Raw genomic sequence first — 17,042 nt, 5'->3', positions numbered from 1 at the left:
GTTTGACCCGATTATTTTCTACCGCCTTCGTCGGGTTTCATCGAGCATCCGTCGTCGTCCCGTTGCCCGCCTCGCCCCGACCGGAAGGCGATCCCTGCGGAGTTGGCCGGACCGGGCGTGGAGTCCTCGATGACTTGAGACGGCGCCACATTGCCCCTTGCTCCCGGCGCGAACGCGAGAATGCGCAGGTTCTGTTGGGCAACGAAGAGCCGTCCATCCGGTGAGACGGTGATCCTGTTACCCGGGAACGCCAAAACCTGGCCGATGATTCCCGTGGCTGGACCGCTGATTGTCCGTATCGGTCGCACGTTGCCATTCGCCTTGGCGGCGAAAACGCTCACCTGGGTCTGGGTCGCATCCGCGGTCGTGTTGTAGACGAATAATTCGTCCGTGCGAGGATCGATAGCAATCGACGTGGCGATCTGTGAGAAAAAAACATCGCGGCCCGAAAACAGGCCGGTTTTGGGACCTGTGAGGCTGCGCAGAAGCGAGGGCGCGGTCACGCTTCGGCTCGTGCCAAACGTGTCGATGATCGCCGTTCCCTGTATGTCATAACCCGCGATCAGCAGATTGTCGTCGCTGTCGATCGCGATGCTCTGGTACTGGGTGATGTTCGGATCGGTAATGCGGACCGGATTGGGTATATCCCCAGAACTGTGGACGGGAATGACCATTACGCCCGCCGTCGATGGGCGAACGCTCATGACGAAGTCGTTGAGGCGGGAATCCACCGCAATGCCGGGCAGGTCATTTGTGTTCGTCAACCTGAACGAGCGATCGGGTGCCTGATTGCCCTCAGCCTTACGCGGAAAGATGTCGACCGTGCTCGCGCCAAACTGCGCAATGTGAAAGGCGTCCTTCCTGTCGATCACCGTCGCCCCGGCCGACATCAGGGTGGTGAGCGGCCCTTGCAGCACCTGGCAGGGCTCGGTCGCTCCGTTGGCGCGCGCAGAGTAACCGCGAATCTGATCACCGAGCGCGACAAAGACGGCGTCATGGGAGCAGACAGCGTGCGCCAGCTGGGCCCCGAAAACCATACTGGCGATAGCGACACATAGCGCGGGTTTCATGCACGCCTCCTTGGTCATGTCGAGCGAATGCGCCGATAAAGCATAGACGCCAGCCGGAGACCGAAGGAGCTTCCGCCAGTTTGAACCTGTGTTTTGGCGGGCGATGCGAGGGAACACCCGTCGATATTGAACGGTGGTCCAGCGTGCTGACGGGCTATGGACCTGTGTCGCACGTGCATGGCCGGGTTTTTACTGACAGTCAGCGGAAACTATCCGAAAACCCGTACCCAGGCCGCCCGGATTCGCCGCGCGCGGTCTTCAAAGAGATATGAGGCGGCCAGCGCGAGCAGACCGGAGACGACGCCCGTCGCAACGTGCTCGACAACGGGAAGCCGGTAGTGACTCGCGTGCGCAAACGCGTCGCCTAAGGCCGTCAGACAGCCGACGATCAACGCATTGCCATATCGATGCGAGTAGAGTTTCGCGGCTGGCGTGAAAGTCAACAGTACCGCGAGGACCCCGGTGAGCAGCCCTGTCTGGAGTGCAATCGTCCAGTGTACAAGGCTCAAGACGTTGCCCCAACTCCCCGGCATGCAGGTCATGCACGCGCTGGTGGGCTGCCAGAAACGCTGGACAAACAGGCGCATCCGGCGTTTCCATTCACTTGACATGATGCGCTCCCCGTCATGGATGCACGGAACGCGCGCCCGAGGAAATCAGGATCCAAAGAGCAGCGTATCCACGGTGGAATCATACCTCGCGACCAGATCTACGCCCCGTTCATGTGTGACGGTAACTCGAAGGCCGCATGACCGGCATCGCCTAGCTGTGTTAGAGCAGACCTACCCACGAGATCGTGTTGTAGATGCTGTGTTGCGCCTTGTTAGTCGGATACCGGGACTGCTTAGTAGCGGCCATGGTAATTAATACGGTATCCGTATCATTTCGACGCAAATGAATTGAAACGAAGCCGCGATTTCGTCGCCAACCCGCAGAACCATTCCGCATGAACCGGTTGGTGTGTTCTTGCGTAGCTAGCTGGCAGGGAGCCTGCCGGATTGGCATACGGTAGGGATTTCACCAAGTATTCGCGAACCGACTGCTGTGCGACGCTATGTCTCATGCCATTCCTCATGGAGACAGGCATGCAATCTGAGACACACAAGAAAGCAGCAGTCGGAGCCTTTCTTAATCGGTCGGCTCTGTTCCTGCTGATGTTGCCAGTTGCCTTCTTTCTCTGGGCGCTCCACGCCTACCCGCCTCACGAAGCATGTTGGCTCGGCGTCGCCTCTGCCATCTATGTCTGGCCTGTGGCTGGAATCCTCTTTGTCGTCGCCGCAGGCTTTCACGTCGGATCCACCAGTCGACGACTGGGTACAGCCGGCGAATTGCGGAAGGCGCACGGGCACTAGCTCCCGGCAGTGACAGGTGCGATGGACTCGACGGCCTCGGAAGAGGCCTCGTCGATGACGAGATTCGTCAGGCGGAAATCGGTGCAGTCCAGCAAAGGCGCGCATACCGGCGTGTACGGAAGATGCGCGGGAAATTCGCAAGCTGGTCTGTGACGGGTCGCGTCTCCGCTACCCCTTCCACCCGTCATGCCATCGCGGCACGGTCTCTGAAAACACAATGCCCCATAGTCTCCTCGACAGGAGGCCCGGGGCATTTTTAATTGGCGCAAATTATTCTGCTATGCGTTTGAAACTGGCGTAGTAATCCTCGGTGTAGTAGCAGTCGCTGGTTTGCTTGCGCGGTCCACCACATACGATGCGGCGTAGTCCGCGATCCGTTGCACCAGGCGTGCGAACTGTATATGCGTGGTAATAGCCGCGCGGATGCTGCGGCAGCAATGCCGCGCTGTTGCGGAATAAGACACCGTCCTCGCCAAAAGGGAAAGGGCCGCCCGCTTTGATCAGGCGCAGTGTTTCGGCTGCTTCCGCCGGCAACTGCGCCTTGGTGACGGCGGCCGGCCCGCTCGGCGCCTGCGCGCCCGATGCAGCCGTTGTGCCGCTCGCGGCCTGCCCAGGCTGACTCGCCGCCTGACTCGCGGAGGCGCCCTGTTCCTGAGTACCACTTTCCGATCCGTTCTTGCCGCATCCGCCGAGGATCGCGTTCAAGGCGAGGATGCAGGAGAAAGCCCACGCTCGCTTCACGAAATGGTTGTCTCCGGGTTGACTGGCATTCGACGTTCACGAACGATTCAAGGGTATCGCTAATGGCAGAGTGAATCAATGTTCGGCCCGAAATAGGCGTTTTTGCCCGGCAACCAGGCTGATGCGCGCTTCACGGCGTTCGAGAAGCAGGCAAATCAAGCAGATCGCGGTGAAGCTTTGAGGTGTGAGAAGCTATGGCTCAACCGGAACATCCCGGTCGTCCCCCATCCCGTGATACCCACCTTGAAATATGACAGTCACGTTGCGGGGGTTGTCTGCACGATAGACGTTGGCATAGATGGGGGTCGCCACGATGCCCGCGCCGCAATCGAATTTCAGATCCCTGTCGATTTGTCCACTCTTGATGTTGATAAGACGCAGGCGGACCATCGACAACGAACAATCCATCGAAGACTGGTACACACCCAGCAACAGATGGTTCTTCGTGTGATGCCACATCGGTATTTCGACAACACCGACCACTCGGGGTGTTTCGAGGCCGGTATCGTTGAGACTGCCGACTTGATGCAGCGCGATCGGCAGGACTTTTTTGCCATCCCGCCACTCCCCCGATGCCTTCGTATCGCTGATTGCTAACGTGATAGGGCAAGGAACAGGGTGCGTCGGCGAAGCGGCAGGCACCGTTGGCGAATCACCAAACGAAACAGGCTCTACTGCTTCGCATAACTGCATCTCTCCATTGGGTTGGCGTTTGCCTTGCAATGGAATGGGAACACGATGGGCATCGTAGTAGTAACTGCCATCTACGCGCCACTGACCAGAGGTATTTCGGTTGATGTCATCGTAGGTCTGTAACGACACATGAACAGGGAGGCTACCAATCGTCCCTGCATAGTTCCTGATCTCATACCACCCGGCATGGGCCGACGAAGCGGTGAACAAAATCACGCATAGGATAGTGCGAGAGATATTTCGTTTGCGTTTCATCGGTTATTTTCAGTTGTCGCCGATAGTTATGCCCGCGGACCGGTATCGGCCATTCGCGGCCAATTCACTCGATTACAAACACCGCTGCCTTCCTTTCGCGCAATTACAAAACATCAAGTCTCACGCGAGGGTCCCGATAACCCGATTGTACGTCGCTACCGTGCATTCGATTTTCGACCGTCCCTCCAAGCGCTGAACAAAGGAAGCATCAGCCCCATGTCGCCTGATCCGATCAACACGAACACGTCAGTCACCACACCGCCACCGCCCGAGCCTCCTCCATCAAAGGATGCTTCGTCGACGGCCAGCACGTCCGACCGCAGTAACGATGCACTGATGGCAGCACTCAAGCGCACGTTGACGCGACTCGGCATCGATGCATCAACGGGCTTGACCATCAGCGACAGCGTCAACGACAACTCCGACGCCTTGTCGTTACCCAGGCGCGTGAGTGCGTCGAGCGCATCACTGATCGCGGCGCTCTACCAGGCACTCGAACTGCAGCAGTCAATTGCCCTGGCCAATGGCCTGAGCATATCGGGCAAAGAGACGAAGGATGCGCTTTCCGTCGTGACAGATATTCAGCCGTCTAATTCGGCCGTAAATGGCTATCGCGATCTCGGCGCTCAGATTGCCGGTCTGGCGAAGATGTCCGGTTCGGTGGCAAGCGACGACGATGCCGATACGGACGAATGGGATTTCGATATCGACGATTCCGCAACCATCTCTAGCGCTGACACACAGCCGGGCGACCCGATGACAGCTGCAATTGGACAATTGAATCAGGCGTTAAAGGATCATGTCGTGACGCTCGCGCAGAATTCAAACGCGAAAGTCTCGCTGGCTGCGGTACTCGACGGATTATCAGACGAGACTAAGGGAGTCCAATGGCGACCGCTTGGCGTGCTGATTGACGTGCGGGCGTAATACCTGATCAACGCCTCATGCCCGAGAGACCTGCCTGCACCCTGAAACAGGCCGACGCTGTATGCATCCGGACGCGGCAATCGAAGCCACTCGCCACGTCCCTCCGGCGCAGATTTCATTCACGCATGCCTTCCGGAGGACAGCAGCCTCAACGGCCGTTCGGAATCTAGAACGTCAATGGCCGCTCCGCAGCGCATTTCGGTCGTCGAAATCTAGTCGAGATACGCGAACGGCGCATGCGAATCCATCCAGTCATATCGACTGCTTGACGTCGTCCACGCCCACTTTCGCTCGGGATCGAGACTCATCTTGCCGGATTCGTCAATGCGCTGATTTTGCGTGCGATTGCACTGGCCGTTACTCTGCCGGGCAGCGTGTTTTTCCTCTGTTTCGTGTTTCATGATTAACGTGTTTCAATGTAGTTGATGGTATGCATCTTGTGTCTGCCGCTCTAGCCGAGAGGAGACGAACTATTCAAGGCGAACTGCATCAGTCCGCATATCGTTCGCTATGCCTTCTGTCGGAGCACAGTCGTCAATCTTCGGCACCACCCATGTAAATGCATCGATCCCTCCGTCCAATTTCGAGACGTCTATCGTCGGTTGTCGGTATTGGGAGAAGGGACCGACCACGAGCCATCGTGTACCGTCGATGCCTACCTTTTTTGAATGAGGCGCTTGCTCTTAACTGCATTAGACGCGCCCAGGTTTTCGAAAACCGCCGCGATGCCCAGCACGCCGCCGATTCAACATCGTCACAAGCGCATACCGGTCGTTGACAGGCTGGAACTCGTATAGCGCCTTGACGGTGATCACCGCACCCGTTGCGCCGATCGGATGACCGAGCGAAATGCCCCGAGCCATTCGGATTCACTGGCCGGATTCCAGCTCGAGCAGTTGCATCACAGCGCCTACCTGCGCGGCGAATGCTTGGTTCGACTCGACGACATCGAGGTCCGCCACATGCAACCGGCACGCTGCAGGGCGGCACGCGTGGCCCGGAGAACATTTGAGTGAATCGTATCCTTGGAGGGCGCAGGCCGGGTGTCCAATCTGGACGATCTATTGACATCCCTGGCCACGTCGGGGCGGTTCGGGTACTCCGAACGGCGTTCTACCAGCTAACCGAGCCGTATGAAAAGGGGTAGCATTAGGGCGTTATCGAACGTCAGGCTCATTTGCGCCTGAGCGTGTAACGTCTCCCTGGTAAGGTGGCCTTGCCATGATCCTGTATCACACCGAGCCCGATTCCCCGGTCATCGAGATTTCCGTCGAAGGTAAGATCACCGACCACGATCTGCGCGAAGCCATTGAGCGTATGCGTGGGGATCTCGAACTGAACGGCAAGACCCGCGTGCTCGAACGCATCGAGCGTTTCGCCGGTATCGAGCCGAGGGCGCTGTGGACCGATATAACGCTCGGCGTTTCCCTGGCCCGCAAGGTCACGCGCGCCGCCGTGGTGGCCGATGCGGGTTGGATCCGCGCCTCGATGCATCTGGCGCGATTCTTTACGAAGGCCGAAGTCAAGGCGTTCCACGTCAGCGAGTTAGAGCAGGCGCGCATCTGGATCAACACCTGAGCGCCGCGTGGCGAATCTCGTGGTAGACCGGCTGGCCGTCATAGCCCGTGCTACTCGAACCGACCCATTGCGATCTCTCGAGTCTGTGCAAAGCGGTCGTTCGATGTCGCGAATCAAGGCAACACGAAAGCCCGCTGCCACCATAATAAAATCGATTAGGCAGCGCGGGTTCATCGTCAATATCGCTTCATCCTCGTCGGTGCGGATTTAGTTCCAATAACTCGCGCGCAAGCCGACCTGTAATCACCCGGCCGCACGTTGCGCAAAGTCCATCGTCAGTTTGCTTGCCACAACAGGGGCAAAACCAATTTCCAAGCTTGAACGGCATTTTCCCCGAGGGCAGAGGCGCGGCGCTGAATGCAAGCTGCTCGAATTGATCCCGAACGGAAATGCTAAATAATGATCCCGTAAGCGGGCACTGAAGTTCGCGACCACGGAATTCAATCAGCTGTACAGAGCAGTAAGGGCAGTACATAGGCGGAATAGAACAGTTTTGTCTAATTGTCGACAATCTTGGCGGTGCCCTTGACCGGCCGATTTGGTCGTTGCAGCACTGCGTCGTGCAACGTACATCATGCATGCGGTTGCGCGCCTAGTCCGGATTCGTTCTCAACGCGCCCATCGCATCGCTACAACAGCCACGAAAATTAGGACAAGCAGCACAAGTAACATATACCATCCCCTCCTCGAAAGCGGCGGACTCGCGCCAAGCCCCTCAGTTGCACTTAGCAACAAAAAGACCACGCCTACTGCGACGATAAGCCATCGACCTATCGTCGCAAGCGTACTACACAAACGACTCTGTAAATTCCCGCGGCGATAGGGGCCTGATGTAGGTCCACGGAATGTAGGTCTCTGGTCAAATGGCATTCGACATCCCAGTCGGGGCATTTTTATATTCGGGAATCATTGTCGACGATCCTGACCGTGCCGTCGACTCACCGAAACTGGCCGCAATTCGTCCTCGCGGTCGTCCGGCTACAGGTAGTCGACCTGCGCCGACCTGCGCTCCTTTAACAACGTAGCCATATATTTTGAAGCCGTTCCCGGTCTTTACACCGGGGACATGCACGGACTGGAGTAGACGCGGTACAGCGTCGTGCTGTGTCGATGAGGTCACCTCGATCTAAACCCATTCATCCTCTTCATTCCCACCCGTATTGTTGACGATTCTCGTGGCGGTGTCGAATGACCGGTAGTGGCCGCGCACTGCCTCATGCAATCGGCATGCGCAGCGCGAACCGTGCGAGCCGGGGATCGACAGTGCGCGACCCGAAGCGGTCACTCGTTGTTCTCAAGAGCGGTCATTCGGAGGCGCATCAATCCTCGACATAGACCGGTATGCGCCCGCAGTCATCTTCAGTGGACGTCCCGCCTAAAGGTACTTGAACTTTTTGACCCGGACTTCGCTACTAAATCGAGCGGCCTTGAATTGAACTGGCTCCATTGTGTTTGCTACTGTTCGCTCCATAATCCACGGAATCGGTCGATACGTTAGCTTTCGGCCGTTGATAAGCAAGTCCAGTATCTCGAATTCCTCCACGTAGGCACGCGTCAAATAGCGTCCACGTGTTTGCCACTCCCAATGGGCGGGCACAATTCGCTTTGCTATGACCTGGGCCATTCCGGTCTGCGTCTTCACCCCAGCGAAATTGGCAATCTCAAACAATGCCTTGGCGATACAGGCGAGCATGATCGCGTAGAAGAAGAACAACACCGCTGCAGCACCCAACTGACCGCGATTCAATGCCGTGAATGGAAGCAGCACAACGTTATGCACAGACACTCGTGATCTCCAACTTGGAGGAAGACCAGTGAAACGCGCCGATTGACGCTCACCCGCCGCCGGGCCCGCAAACGGCCGTTCGGTGTTCACACGCCTTGGTTACCTTTTCGATGAATTAATCGTTGATTGGCGTATCCGGCTCGAAGACATCCTCCGACACCCATTGCATCTCGATAATCGGCATGGATACCGTCCGTTCGTTGATCTGTGCGTCCGGCAACCTCAAACGATATCGGGTCCGCGGACCAGACTGTGTTGCGCCAATGGTCATTTCCGACGTTACTTCGAGCCACCGGCTGTAGCCCAGCAGCCAAGTCGTGGTGACCTTCCTTAACTCCGCTCCACGAAGCGAGCTTGTAGGCACAACGTTATAGACAGACATTGTGCCCTTTCCCCATGAAGATTCACGGGTGACGACTGGGCCGTCCGAAAGAGATGTATCAGTAATTGAGCACACGCGTCCCGGCGGTGGTTTGCAATAGTTGGTGAATCTCATCGACGCGATTTCGCCCGTCGATATCGTGACTCCTTCATTGTCAAGCCACGCCAAACTGCTCGAAGTCCATCTGAATGTCGTACCACTTTCAAGCCTCATCGACGAATAGACAAGAGGCAACCCGCCAGGTCGTCCCTGTACCCAGAACTCCAGTAACACACCTTGCGCGGGACTAAAGCGAGCGTGTCTTGGCCATGATGTGTAATCGCGTAGAGTATCAGGCCGATCAAGAACCGTTACCCGATAGAAGGACTCTCGTACCGTATGCCCACACCCGGCAATTACAACCGTACATAGTACCGCCGTAGTCATGAGAATTCCGCGAGTATTGCGCATGGTCTGCTGCGTTACGCTTGTAGTGACGTGGATTGGACGATGCAGATAAGGTTGCCGAACGGCAAAAACTGGCCGCACACCGCCTCGCGCCGCCCCCGTCACCATCCGCCTTGTTGTTGCCTCAGTGGATCAATGTGGCGGGTTCTCAATCGTCTCGAGGAGTGGATTGAAAATCTGAACGATCTCGGCTTGGCCAACGATCACCGGATCCTCGCCGACGTCTAATAACCGTCCAATCCATAGCGAATGGGGATACGCCTCCGGCGTAAGCAGCGAGACCTCAGCCAAACACCGCTCTCCCGTTGCAACCCTACCTTCCCCAAAGAATTCGTGGTGAGCCGACGACCAATAGTCGGCCCTTACATTGCAGGTAGGACGGTAACCCGACCGAACCAGCTTCGATGTGCATTCCGATGAAAATGCAGTCAGCGCAAACGTCACTAGCAAGTCGGGTTGGCGAATCGGACGCGTCATGTACCTGAACAAGTTGCGAATATCGACGAGAAATTGTCGACGATTCTTAGACGAATGTCGATCGGCTGCTTTTTGGCCGATTGCTGAAATTCGGACCGCGACGGTGATCGCGGTTGGCTCCTCAGGCACGAGTTTCCGTAGTCGACCGTTGCGGCGATAACACACTCCGAATTTTTTGCTCAGGTACGGCCGCAAACGATTGCTTATACTCTGCAGACCTCTTTTATTCGAGGCGCATGGAATGCGGCACGAATGGCTTGAATATGTTCAGCGACTTAGCTGGGACACCCCAATAACTGTGGCGCTGACATCGGCGACCGTAGGCTCAGTGATTGCGCTCGCGTGGATCACTGCATCAAACGCGCGTCGTCGTAAGCGTCAGCGACGTGACACGGCGTTGGAACTCGCGTTGTCGCTGGAAGGACATGCTCGCGCCTGCCGCACGATGATGCACAAAGCCGTGTGGGCACTAACGGCGTCATCAGCTCATGCTCGCCACGAAATCTGCAAGGATGTCACCATCCCGTCTTTTGTTTTCCCAGATAAGCTTGATTGGCAGGTTCTCAGCCAAAAGGCTATTTCTGAGCTGCGAGAGTATCCTGCGATGGTGCATGCAGCCCGCGAACATCTGGAAGCTTTCCGCGAGTTTGGTGAACCAGCAGAATTCTGCTGGCAGGTTGAATTCGAATGCGCGAAGGCCGCGATGTCTGCGTTAGTGCTAGCCCGTGCTACGCGCCGCCGGTTCGGTACCGCAACGTGGAAACCCGGTGCCAGGGACTCTGCTATCGAACGCGAACTGTCTGACTTCATCGCGAATGCGGAAGCAAGGCGCAAAGCGTCACTTCAAGAACCAACGCGGTTCGCATTTGAACAGAAATTGGAAGTGGACCCGATAGTCGCACGCACCAATGGAATCGCTGCGAGCGTCTAAACTTGAAGTGTTCAAGCGATGGTATTTATTGACCGCAGGCGCTGAGCGTCGTTCGGACCGCGGAAAGCGATGCCGCAGCAATGGCAGGACCATCTGCTTGCAGCGCCGCAGGATACACCCACAAGTTACTATCCTGCCACGCAGGCGAACGTCAGCTCAGCTTCCTGCGGCGTCCATCCGCGGACACCATGCGTTTGCATATCAACCTGGTGCATCTGCTTGCCCCGCTCCCTGCAGTATTCGTCCGCTCGTTTCAAGCTTGATGCTTTCACCTCACCCCACGGGGTCATCCCGCCTCGCACCTGCGTTGTCACGGTGTAGTGTCCGTCGCGGGCCGGCGTCACGTCGGAGATCGATGTGCAGGCTGTCAACAGAGCCAGAATGATAACGCCAGCAAAACGTTTCATATTTCGTGGGTGGATATTACGGACGAGCGAGAGCGGCCAGCAACTCGGCGAGGTTTCCTTGCCCTGCAGAGTCTTCGAGCAGACCAAGGTAGATCCGGTTGTAGAGCTGGTCTTGACGGGGGACGGGAAGATCGACGCGAGCACGCACGATGGCCTGCGCAGCATGATGCGCGGCACTTGTAATCTGTCGAGCGGTCTCTTTGTCCATGTCTGCGCTAACGGCGCCGCAGGACAAAACTTGAGGTGCGAATTGGACGATTTGCGGACGTCCGATTTTTTAGCCGGAATTGGCGCACAAAAATCGAAAAGCCCGCCAGGCGGCGGCCCGAATACCGCGAGCGATCTCATCGGATAGAAAAAGCGCCAACCCGTATGGGTTGGCGTTTTGCTTGGGGTATTGCTGGTATCAGAACTGGTTCATAGTGTTGTCCTTACCCGCCGCTTTCAGGGCCGCTTCGCCGCTGAAATACTCCTTGTGGTCGTCGCCGATGTCCGAGCCGGACATGTTCTGATGCTTGACGCAGGCGATACCCTGACGGATTTCCTTGCGCTGCACGCCAGCGACATAACCCAACATGCCCTGGTCGCCAAAGTATTCCTTAGCCAGGTTGTCGGTCGACAGCGCGGCGGTGTGGTAAGTCGGCAGCGTAATGAGGTGGTGGAAGATACCTGCTTCGCGTGACGCGTCGGCCTGGAAAGTCCGGATCTTTTCGTCGGCAAGCTTCGCCAATTCGGTCTGGTCGTATTCCACGCTCATCAACTGTGCGCGATCGTATGCCGAGACATCCTTGCCCGCTGCCTTCATCGCGTCATACACCTGCTGGCGGAAATTCAGCGTCCAGTTGAACGACGGGCTGTTGTTGTACACCAGCTTGGCGTTCGGGATGACCTTGCGAATCTCGCTAACCATGCCGCCGATCTGGGCGATGTGCGGCTTTTCGGTTTCGATCCACAGCAGGTCGGCGCCGTTTTGCAGCGCGGTGACGCAATCCAGTACGCAGCGTGCTTCGCCCGTGCCGGCGCGGAACTGGAACAGGTTGCTAGGCAGGCGCTTGGGACGCAGCAGCTTGCCGTCACGCTTGATGATGACATCGCCATTGCCCAGTTCGTCGGCCGACAACTCTTCGCAATCGAGGAAGGAATTGTATTGGTCGCCCAGGTCGCCCGGCGTGCTGGTCACGGCGATCTGCTTGGTCAGGCCGGCGCCCAGCGAGTCGGTACGGGCCACGATGATGCCGTCGTCCACGCCCAGCTCCAGGAAGGCGTAGCGGATGGCGCGAATCTTGGCAAGGAAGTCCTCGTGAGGCACGGTGACCTTGCCATCCTGGTGGCCGCACTGCTTCTCGTCGGACACCTGGTTTTCGATCTGAATGCAGCATGCGCCCGCTTCGATGAACTGCTTGGCCAGCAGATAGGTTGCTTCCGCGTTGCCGAAACCCGCGTCGATGTCGGCGATGATGGGCACGACATGGGTGACGTGGTTGTCGATTTTTTCCTGGATCGCGGCCTTGGCGGCGCCTTCGGCGGCATCCAGCTGGCGGAACAGGCCGCCCAGCTCACGGGCGTCGGCCTGGCGCAGGAAGGTGTACAACTCGCGGATCAGTGCGCTGACGGAGGTTTTTTCATGCATCGACTGGTCCGGCAGCGGGCCGAACTCGGAGCGCAGCGCGGCCACCATCCAGCCGGACAGGTAAAGGTAGCGGCGCTCGGTGCTGTTGAAGTGTTTCTTGATGGAGATCATCTTCTGCTGGCCGATGAAGCCATGCCAGCAGCCCAGCGACTGGGTGTACTTCGACGGGTCGGCATCGTAGGCAGCCATGTCGGCGCGCATGATCCTGGCCGTGTACCTGGCGATATCCAGGCCCGTCTTGAATTTGTTCTGTGTACGCATGCGCGCGGCGTACTCGGGGTTGATGGCATTCCAGGCGCTGCCGTTGTTCTCTTTCAAACCAGCAACTGCCTTGATGTCGTCTTGATATTGGGCCATGTGTATCTCCTAAGAGCAAAGCGCGTTTGTCTAAATCGTTCAGCGTGTCGCTACGTCTTTCGAAGCGAACTGCATGACTAAATAGTAGCGCCACTTCGGCATAGTCTTATATAAGACATAAGACATAATTTGTTATTATATTTCAAGGAGATACGTTGCAGTTTTTGCGATGCAAAACATGTTTTCAAACGGCAAAATGGTGATGGCGCGGAAACTCGACGCAAATCCCGCAATGTGAAACGCGCTTTCGGCTGTCGGAGACAGGACAGCCACCGATGTCTTGACGAATGAACCACTGAAGCCCCGCCGACAAGCTGCTAAAGAACTTGCAGGCCCTAGGCAACAGTGACGCAGAGTTTGGTGAGCGGTTGGACAAGAACGTCCCGGCTGCACTCGTTGATTGAGCGCGACTGGCGGGCCAGCGGCTCGACCTACGCCTCCCGCTTGCTTCGCCCATACAGCAGCAGCATCGCCGCGATCACCACGCCGTAGATGATCTGACGCCCCGCCTCCGGCATCTGCGCGACCGAGAGGATCGATTGCAGCAGTGTGATGAGGATCGCGCCGGCCACCGTGCCCAGGTATGAACCCCGTCCACCCAGTATCGACGTGCCACCGAGCACGACCGCCGCGATCGCCGGCAACAGGTAAGCATCGCCCATCGACTGTGCGGCCTTCGACGCATAGCCCGCGAGCAGCACGCCGCCGAACGCGGCGAACGCGCTGCACACGGCGAAGGCGGTCACCGTGACGAGCCGCGTATCGATGCCAGACAGATACGCCGCGCGCTCGGTGTTGCCGATCGCGTAAAGCGTGCGGCCGAAGGTCGTGCGCGACAGCAGGAACATCGTGGCGCCGCCGATCACCACCCACAGCGCGACGGCATTCGGCACACCCGGTACGAGCCAGCCCGCCGCGAGCCAGCGCATCACCTCGGGCGCGGAATCCTGCGGCGACGATCCGCCCGTATAGACAATCATGATGCCCTGCGCGACCGCATTGGTCGCAAGCGTCGCGATCATCGACGGGATGCGCAGCAGTGCGACGAGGATGCCGTTGACGATGCCGATCAGCACGCCGCACCCGATCCCGACCGGAATCGCGAGGATGCGCCCGAGATCGCCGTGCCCCGCGACCGCGCACGCCATCATCGCGCCGACGGTGATCGTCCACGGCAGCGACAGGTCGATGTGGCCGAGCAGGATCACCATCATCAGGCCGGTCGCAATGATGCCGAGGAATGCGCCGACCTTCAGTTGCAGCAGAATGTATTCCGGCGACGTGAAGTTGTGCGAAAACATCCCGCCGACGAGCAGCAGCGCGACGATGCACGCGAATGCGATAACGATCGGTTTGTCGATTCTGCGGGTGAGCCTCGACACGAACGTGGTCCGGCCGGTCGCGGAAGCCTGGCTCATTGAAACCACTCCAGACGGTTGCGCACCCTGAACAATCCGCACGCGCCGATCGCGACAGCAAGCAGAAGAATCACGCCCTGAAATAGCGGCTGCCACAGCGCATCAACGTTGAACACGAACAGCAGATCGCCGATGGAACGGAACGCGAATGCGCCGAAGATCGCGCCGATCGCGCTGCCCTTGCCGCCGAGCAGCGACACGCCGCCGATCACTACCGCGGCGATCGAAAACAGCGTGTACGAGTTTGCGCTGCCGAGGTTCGCATCGCCGGTGTCCGTGAAGAACGTCAGAAACAGGCCGCCGACTGCCGCGAGCAGGCCGGCCAGCGTATAACTCACGAACTTCGCGCGGCGGATCGGCATGCCGGACAGGAAAGCCGCCGGTTCGGACGACCCGGTCGCGTACGCCGCTCGCCCGATCGCCGAGCGTTTGAAAGGAATCCAGACGATCACGATCGTGGCGAGCAGGATCAGCAAGCTCGCTGGCAGAACGCCGGCGACCTTGCCCGTCAGTGCGTCGGCGAGGCCCTCGTTGATCGATCCGCCGGGCACAGGGCGCAGCAGCAGCGCCAATCCGTAGTAGACGGCGCCCGTCGCAATCGTCGTCACGATCGGCTGCAGCCGGCCGAAAATGATGATCACGCCGTTCAGCGCGCCACACAGCGCACCCGCCCCGAGCACGCCGGCGACGCCGAGCGCGCTGTGCAGCGAGTCGCCCGTGACGATCCACGACCCGATGCAATTCGTCAGCACCAGCGTCATGCCGATCGACAGGTCGATGCCGGCCGTCAGCACGACGAGCGCCTGCCCCATCGAGACGAGCGCGAGCAGTACCGCTTTGTTCGCTGCCGTCTGAAATACGTTGGCCGACAACGCCGACGGATAGTTGACGAGATAGATCGCGAACATCAGCACGAACAGGCCGAACGCGAACACCGCTCCGCGATTCTCCGCATACCAGTAACGCAGCCCGCTCATAGCGCCGCTCCCGTGGAAGGCAAAATCTGTCCGACGGGCAGGTCGAGAGCACTGGCAATCAGGTTCTGCTCGGTGATCGCCGAGCCGACGAGTTCCTTCTTGATCCTGCCTTCGTACAGTACGAGCACGCGGTCGCAGCAGCCGATCAGCTCGTCATAGTCGGTCGAATAGAAGACGATCGCGGCGCCTTCGTCGGCAAGGCGCCTGAGCAACTGGTAGAGCTCCTGCTTGGTGCCGACGTCGATACCGCGCGTCGGGTCGCTGAGCAGCAGAATCCTCGGCTGCCGGATCAGCCACTTCGCGATGACGACCTTCTGCTGGTTGCCGCCCGACAGCGAGCCCACAGGCGCGTCGACGCTGAACGACTTGATCGCAAGCATGTCCATCATCTGCTCGACGAGCGACTGCTGGCGGTCGCGATCGATTATGCCGGCGGTGGACATGCGATCGAGTGCGGCAAACGACAGGTTCTCGCGTACTGACATCGGCAGCATCAAGCCTTCGGTCTTGCGGTCCTCGGGTATCAGCGCCATACCGATATCGTTGGCGCGCGCCGCCGTCGGGCTGCCAATCGACACGGCTTTGCCGTTGATCTCGATCTTGCCCGCGCAGCCGCGCAACACGCCGAACAGCGCGAGCAGCAGTTCGCGCTGGCCTTGTCCGTCGAGGCCGCCCAGTCCGAGGATTTCACCGGGCTGCAACGAAAAGCTGATGCCCCGCAGCGTGTCGCACCATGCGAGATCACGACAGGCGAGAACCGGCGCGGTGCTGCGGGCGTCCGCGGGCTGGTCCGCCGGTTTGGCCGCGGGTCTGGCAGCGGGTTTGGCAGGAAATGCATGCTGGTACTTCCGGCCGATCATCATTTCGACAACCTCATTGTCGGAGCGCGTGCCAGCTTCGAAGCTCATTACATGGCGACCGTTCCGGTAGACCGTGCATTCGTCCGCGAGCGCCTTCACCTCGTGCATGCGGTGCGAGATGAACAGCAGCGCGAGCCCCTCTTCGCGCAGGCGCTTGAGCACCTCGATCACGCGCGCGACGTCGGCCGCGGTCAGCGCCGAGGTGGCTTCGTCGAGGATCAGAATGCGCGGCGCGTGCGCCAGCCCCTTCGCGAGCTCGACCATCTGCTGGCGCGACAGCGGCAGGTCCCGGACTTTCGCAAGCGGGTTGATGTCGGCGGCGCCCGCTCGCGCGAGCGCCTCCTCGGCCTGGCGGCGTTGGGCCCGCCGGTCGATCATCCCGAAACGTCGCGGCGGGTTCGCAGCGTAGATGTTGTCCGCCACGCTCAAGTCGGGGATCAACGACAGTTCCTGATACACGCAGACGATACCGGCCGCGTTCGCCTCGGCAGGCGACGCGAACGAGACCTCCCGGCCATCGAAATGCATCGTGCCCTCGTCCGGCTGCACGACGCCGGACATCACCTTCAGCAACGTGGACTTGCCCGCGCCGTTCTCGCCGAGGATCGCGTGAATGCGGCCTCTGCGCACCGTGAGCTCGGCGTGATCCAGCGCGACGGCGCCGCCGTAGCTTTTCGACACGCCAGACATCTGAAAGAACGGCTGCTCTGCATCCTGCAGCATGCTTCGTCTCCGGTCACAGCGCGGGCCATCA

15 protein-coding genes and 1 pseudogene are annotated in these 17,042 nt (G+C 58.9%); 3 read left to right on the top strand and 13 right to left on the bottom strand.

Annotation, left to right across the window (positions count from 1 at the left end; all coding sequences use genetic code 11):
* Window positions 1-11: 11 nt before the first annotated feature.
* From C2L65_RS18705 to C2L65_RS46630, 5 genes are all read right to left on the bottom strand, one after another.
* Window positions 12-1,070, bottom strand: a complete 1,059-nt coding sequence (locus C2L65_RS18705) for an NHL repeat-containing protein (RefSeq protein WP_042304762.1) — start codon at window positions 1,068-1,070, stop codon at window positions 12-14.
* Between the two features lie 209 nt (window positions 1,071-1,279).
* The gene (locus tag C2L65_RS18700; RefSeq protein WP_042304627.1) at window positions 1,280-1,681 is read right to left on the bottom strand and encodes a hypothetical protein; all 402 of its coding nucleotides are present in this window, start codon (window positions 1,679-1,681) and stop codon (window positions 1,280-1,282) included.
* A gap of 1,011 nt (window positions 1,682-2,692) precedes the next feature.
* The gene (locus C2L65_RS18690) at window positions 2,693-3,163 is read right to left on the bottom strand and encodes a ribonuclease (RefSeq protein ID WP_042304628.1); all 471 of its coding nucleotides are present in this window, start codon (window positions 3,161-3,163) and stop codon (window positions 2,693-2,695) included.
* A gap of 192 nt (window positions 3,164-3,355) precedes the next feature.
* Entirely contained in the window at window positions 3,356-4,111 is a 756-nt protein-coding gene (locus C2L65_RS18685; RefSeq protein ID WP_081920725.1) for a hypothetical protein, read from the bottom strand.
* Window positions 4,112-4,266: 155 nt separating this feature from the next.
* Window positions 4,267-4,524 (bottom strand): hypothetical protein, encoded by a 258-nt coding sequence (locus tag C2L65_RS46630; RefSeq protein ID WP_233446576.1) that lies wholly within the window; start codon window positions 4,522-4,524, stop codon window positions 4,267-4,269.
* Between C2L65_RS46630 and C2L65_RS18680 the strand changes: the two genes are divergently transcribed.
* Entirely contained in the window at window positions 4,502-5,038 is a 537-nt protein-coding gene (locus tag C2L65_RS18680) for a hypothetical protein (protein WP_233446575.1), read from the top strand. The genes C2L65_RS46630 and C2L65_RS18680 overlap by 23 nt on opposite strands.
* Before the next feature lie 212 nt (window positions 5,039-5,250).
* Here C2L65_RS18680 and C2L65_RS18675 read toward each other — a convergent pair whose 3' ends face one another.
* Window positions 5,251-5,439: a hypothetical protein gene (locus C2L65_RS18675; RefSeq protein ID WP_042304631.1), complete on the bottom strand. Its 189-nt coding sequence runs from the start codon at window positions 5,437-5,439 to the stop codon at window positions 5,251-5,253.
* A gap of 254 nt (window positions 5,440-5,693) precedes the next feature.
* A pseudogene (locus C2L65_RS46410) lies at window positions 5,694-6,035 on the bottom strand (hypothetical protein); the annotation flags it as partial.
* Between the two features lie 224 nt (window positions 6,036-6,259).
* Here C2L65_RS46410 and C2L65_RS18665 point away from each other — a divergent pair.
* Window positions 6,260-6,616, top strand: coding sequence for a SpoIIAA family protein (locus tag C2L65_RS18665; RefSeq protein ID WP_042304632.1), 357 nt, complete (start codon window positions 6,260-6,262; stop codon window positions 6,614-6,616).
* Between the two features lie 1,375 nt (window positions 6,617-7,991).
* On the opposite strand, the gene C2L65_RS18660 is transcribed toward C2L65_RS18665, so the two are convergent.
* Complete coding sequence (locus C2L65_RS18660) at window positions 7,992-8,492, bottom strand: hypothetical protein (RefSeq protein ID WP_156132212.1); 501 nt, start codon at window positions 8,490-8,492, stop codon at window positions 7,992-7,994.
* A gap of 1,457 nt (window positions 8,493-9,949) precedes the next feature.
* On the opposite strand from C2L65_RS18660, the gene C2L65_RS18650 reads away from it, so the two are divergent.
* Window positions 9,950-10,639, top strand: a complete 690-nt coding sequence (locus tag C2L65_RS18650; protein WP_042304635.1) for a hypothetical protein — start codon at window positions 9,950-9,952, stop codon at window positions 10,637-10,639.
* Between the two features lie 423 nt (window positions 10,640-11,062).
* Here C2L65_RS18650 and C2L65_RS18640 read toward each other — a convergent pair whose 3' ends face one another.
* The 5 genes from C2L65_RS18640 to C2L65_RS18620 form a co-directional block, all read right to left on the bottom strand.
* Complete coding sequence (locus C2L65_RS18640) at window positions 11,063-11,254, bottom strand: hypothetical protein (protein WP_042304637.1); 192 nt, start codon at window positions 11,252-11,254, stop codon at window positions 11,063-11,065.
* 198 nt (window positions 11,255-11,452) lie between these two features.
* Complete coding sequence (locus C2L65_RS18635; RefSeq protein WP_042304638.1) at window positions 11,453-13,033, bottom strand: isocitrate lyase; 1,581 nt, start codon at window positions 13,031-13,033, stop codon at window positions 11,453-11,455.
* Window positions 13,034-13,464: 431 nt separating this feature from the next.
* Window positions 13,465-14,451, bottom strand: coding sequence for an ABC transporter permease (locus C2L65_RS18630; RefSeq protein WP_042304639.1), 987 nt, complete (start codon window positions 14,449-14,451; stop codon window positions 13,465-13,467).
* On the bottom strand, window positions 14,448-15,428 hold the full coding sequence (locus tag C2L65_RS18625; RefSeq protein WP_042304640.1) for an ABC transporter permease: 981 nt from the start codon (window positions 15,426-15,428) through the stop codon (window positions 14,448-14,450). The genes C2L65_RS18630 and C2L65_RS18625 overlap by 4 nt, the downstream gene beginning before the upstream one ends.
* Window positions 15,425-17,011 carry a sugar ABC transporter ATP-binding protein gene (locus C2L65_RS18620; protein WP_042304641.1) on the bottom strand — a complete coding sequence of 529 codons (1,587 nt, stop codon included), beginning with the start codon at window positions 17,009-17,011 and terminating at the stop codon, window positions 15,425-15,427. The genes C2L65_RS18625 and C2L65_RS18620 overlap by 4 nt, the downstream gene beginning before the upstream one ends.
* Window positions 17,012-17,042 lie beyond the last annotated feature (31 nt).

This window comes from Paraburkholderia terrae, from assembly GCF_002902925.1.
GTDB lineage: Bacteria > Pseudomonadota > Gammaproteobacteria > Burkholderiales > Burkholderiaceae > Paraburkholderia > Paraburkholderia terrae.
The sequence above is the reverse complement of the archived record's forward strand: the minus strand, read 5'-3'. Positions and strand labels throughout refer to the sequence as shown.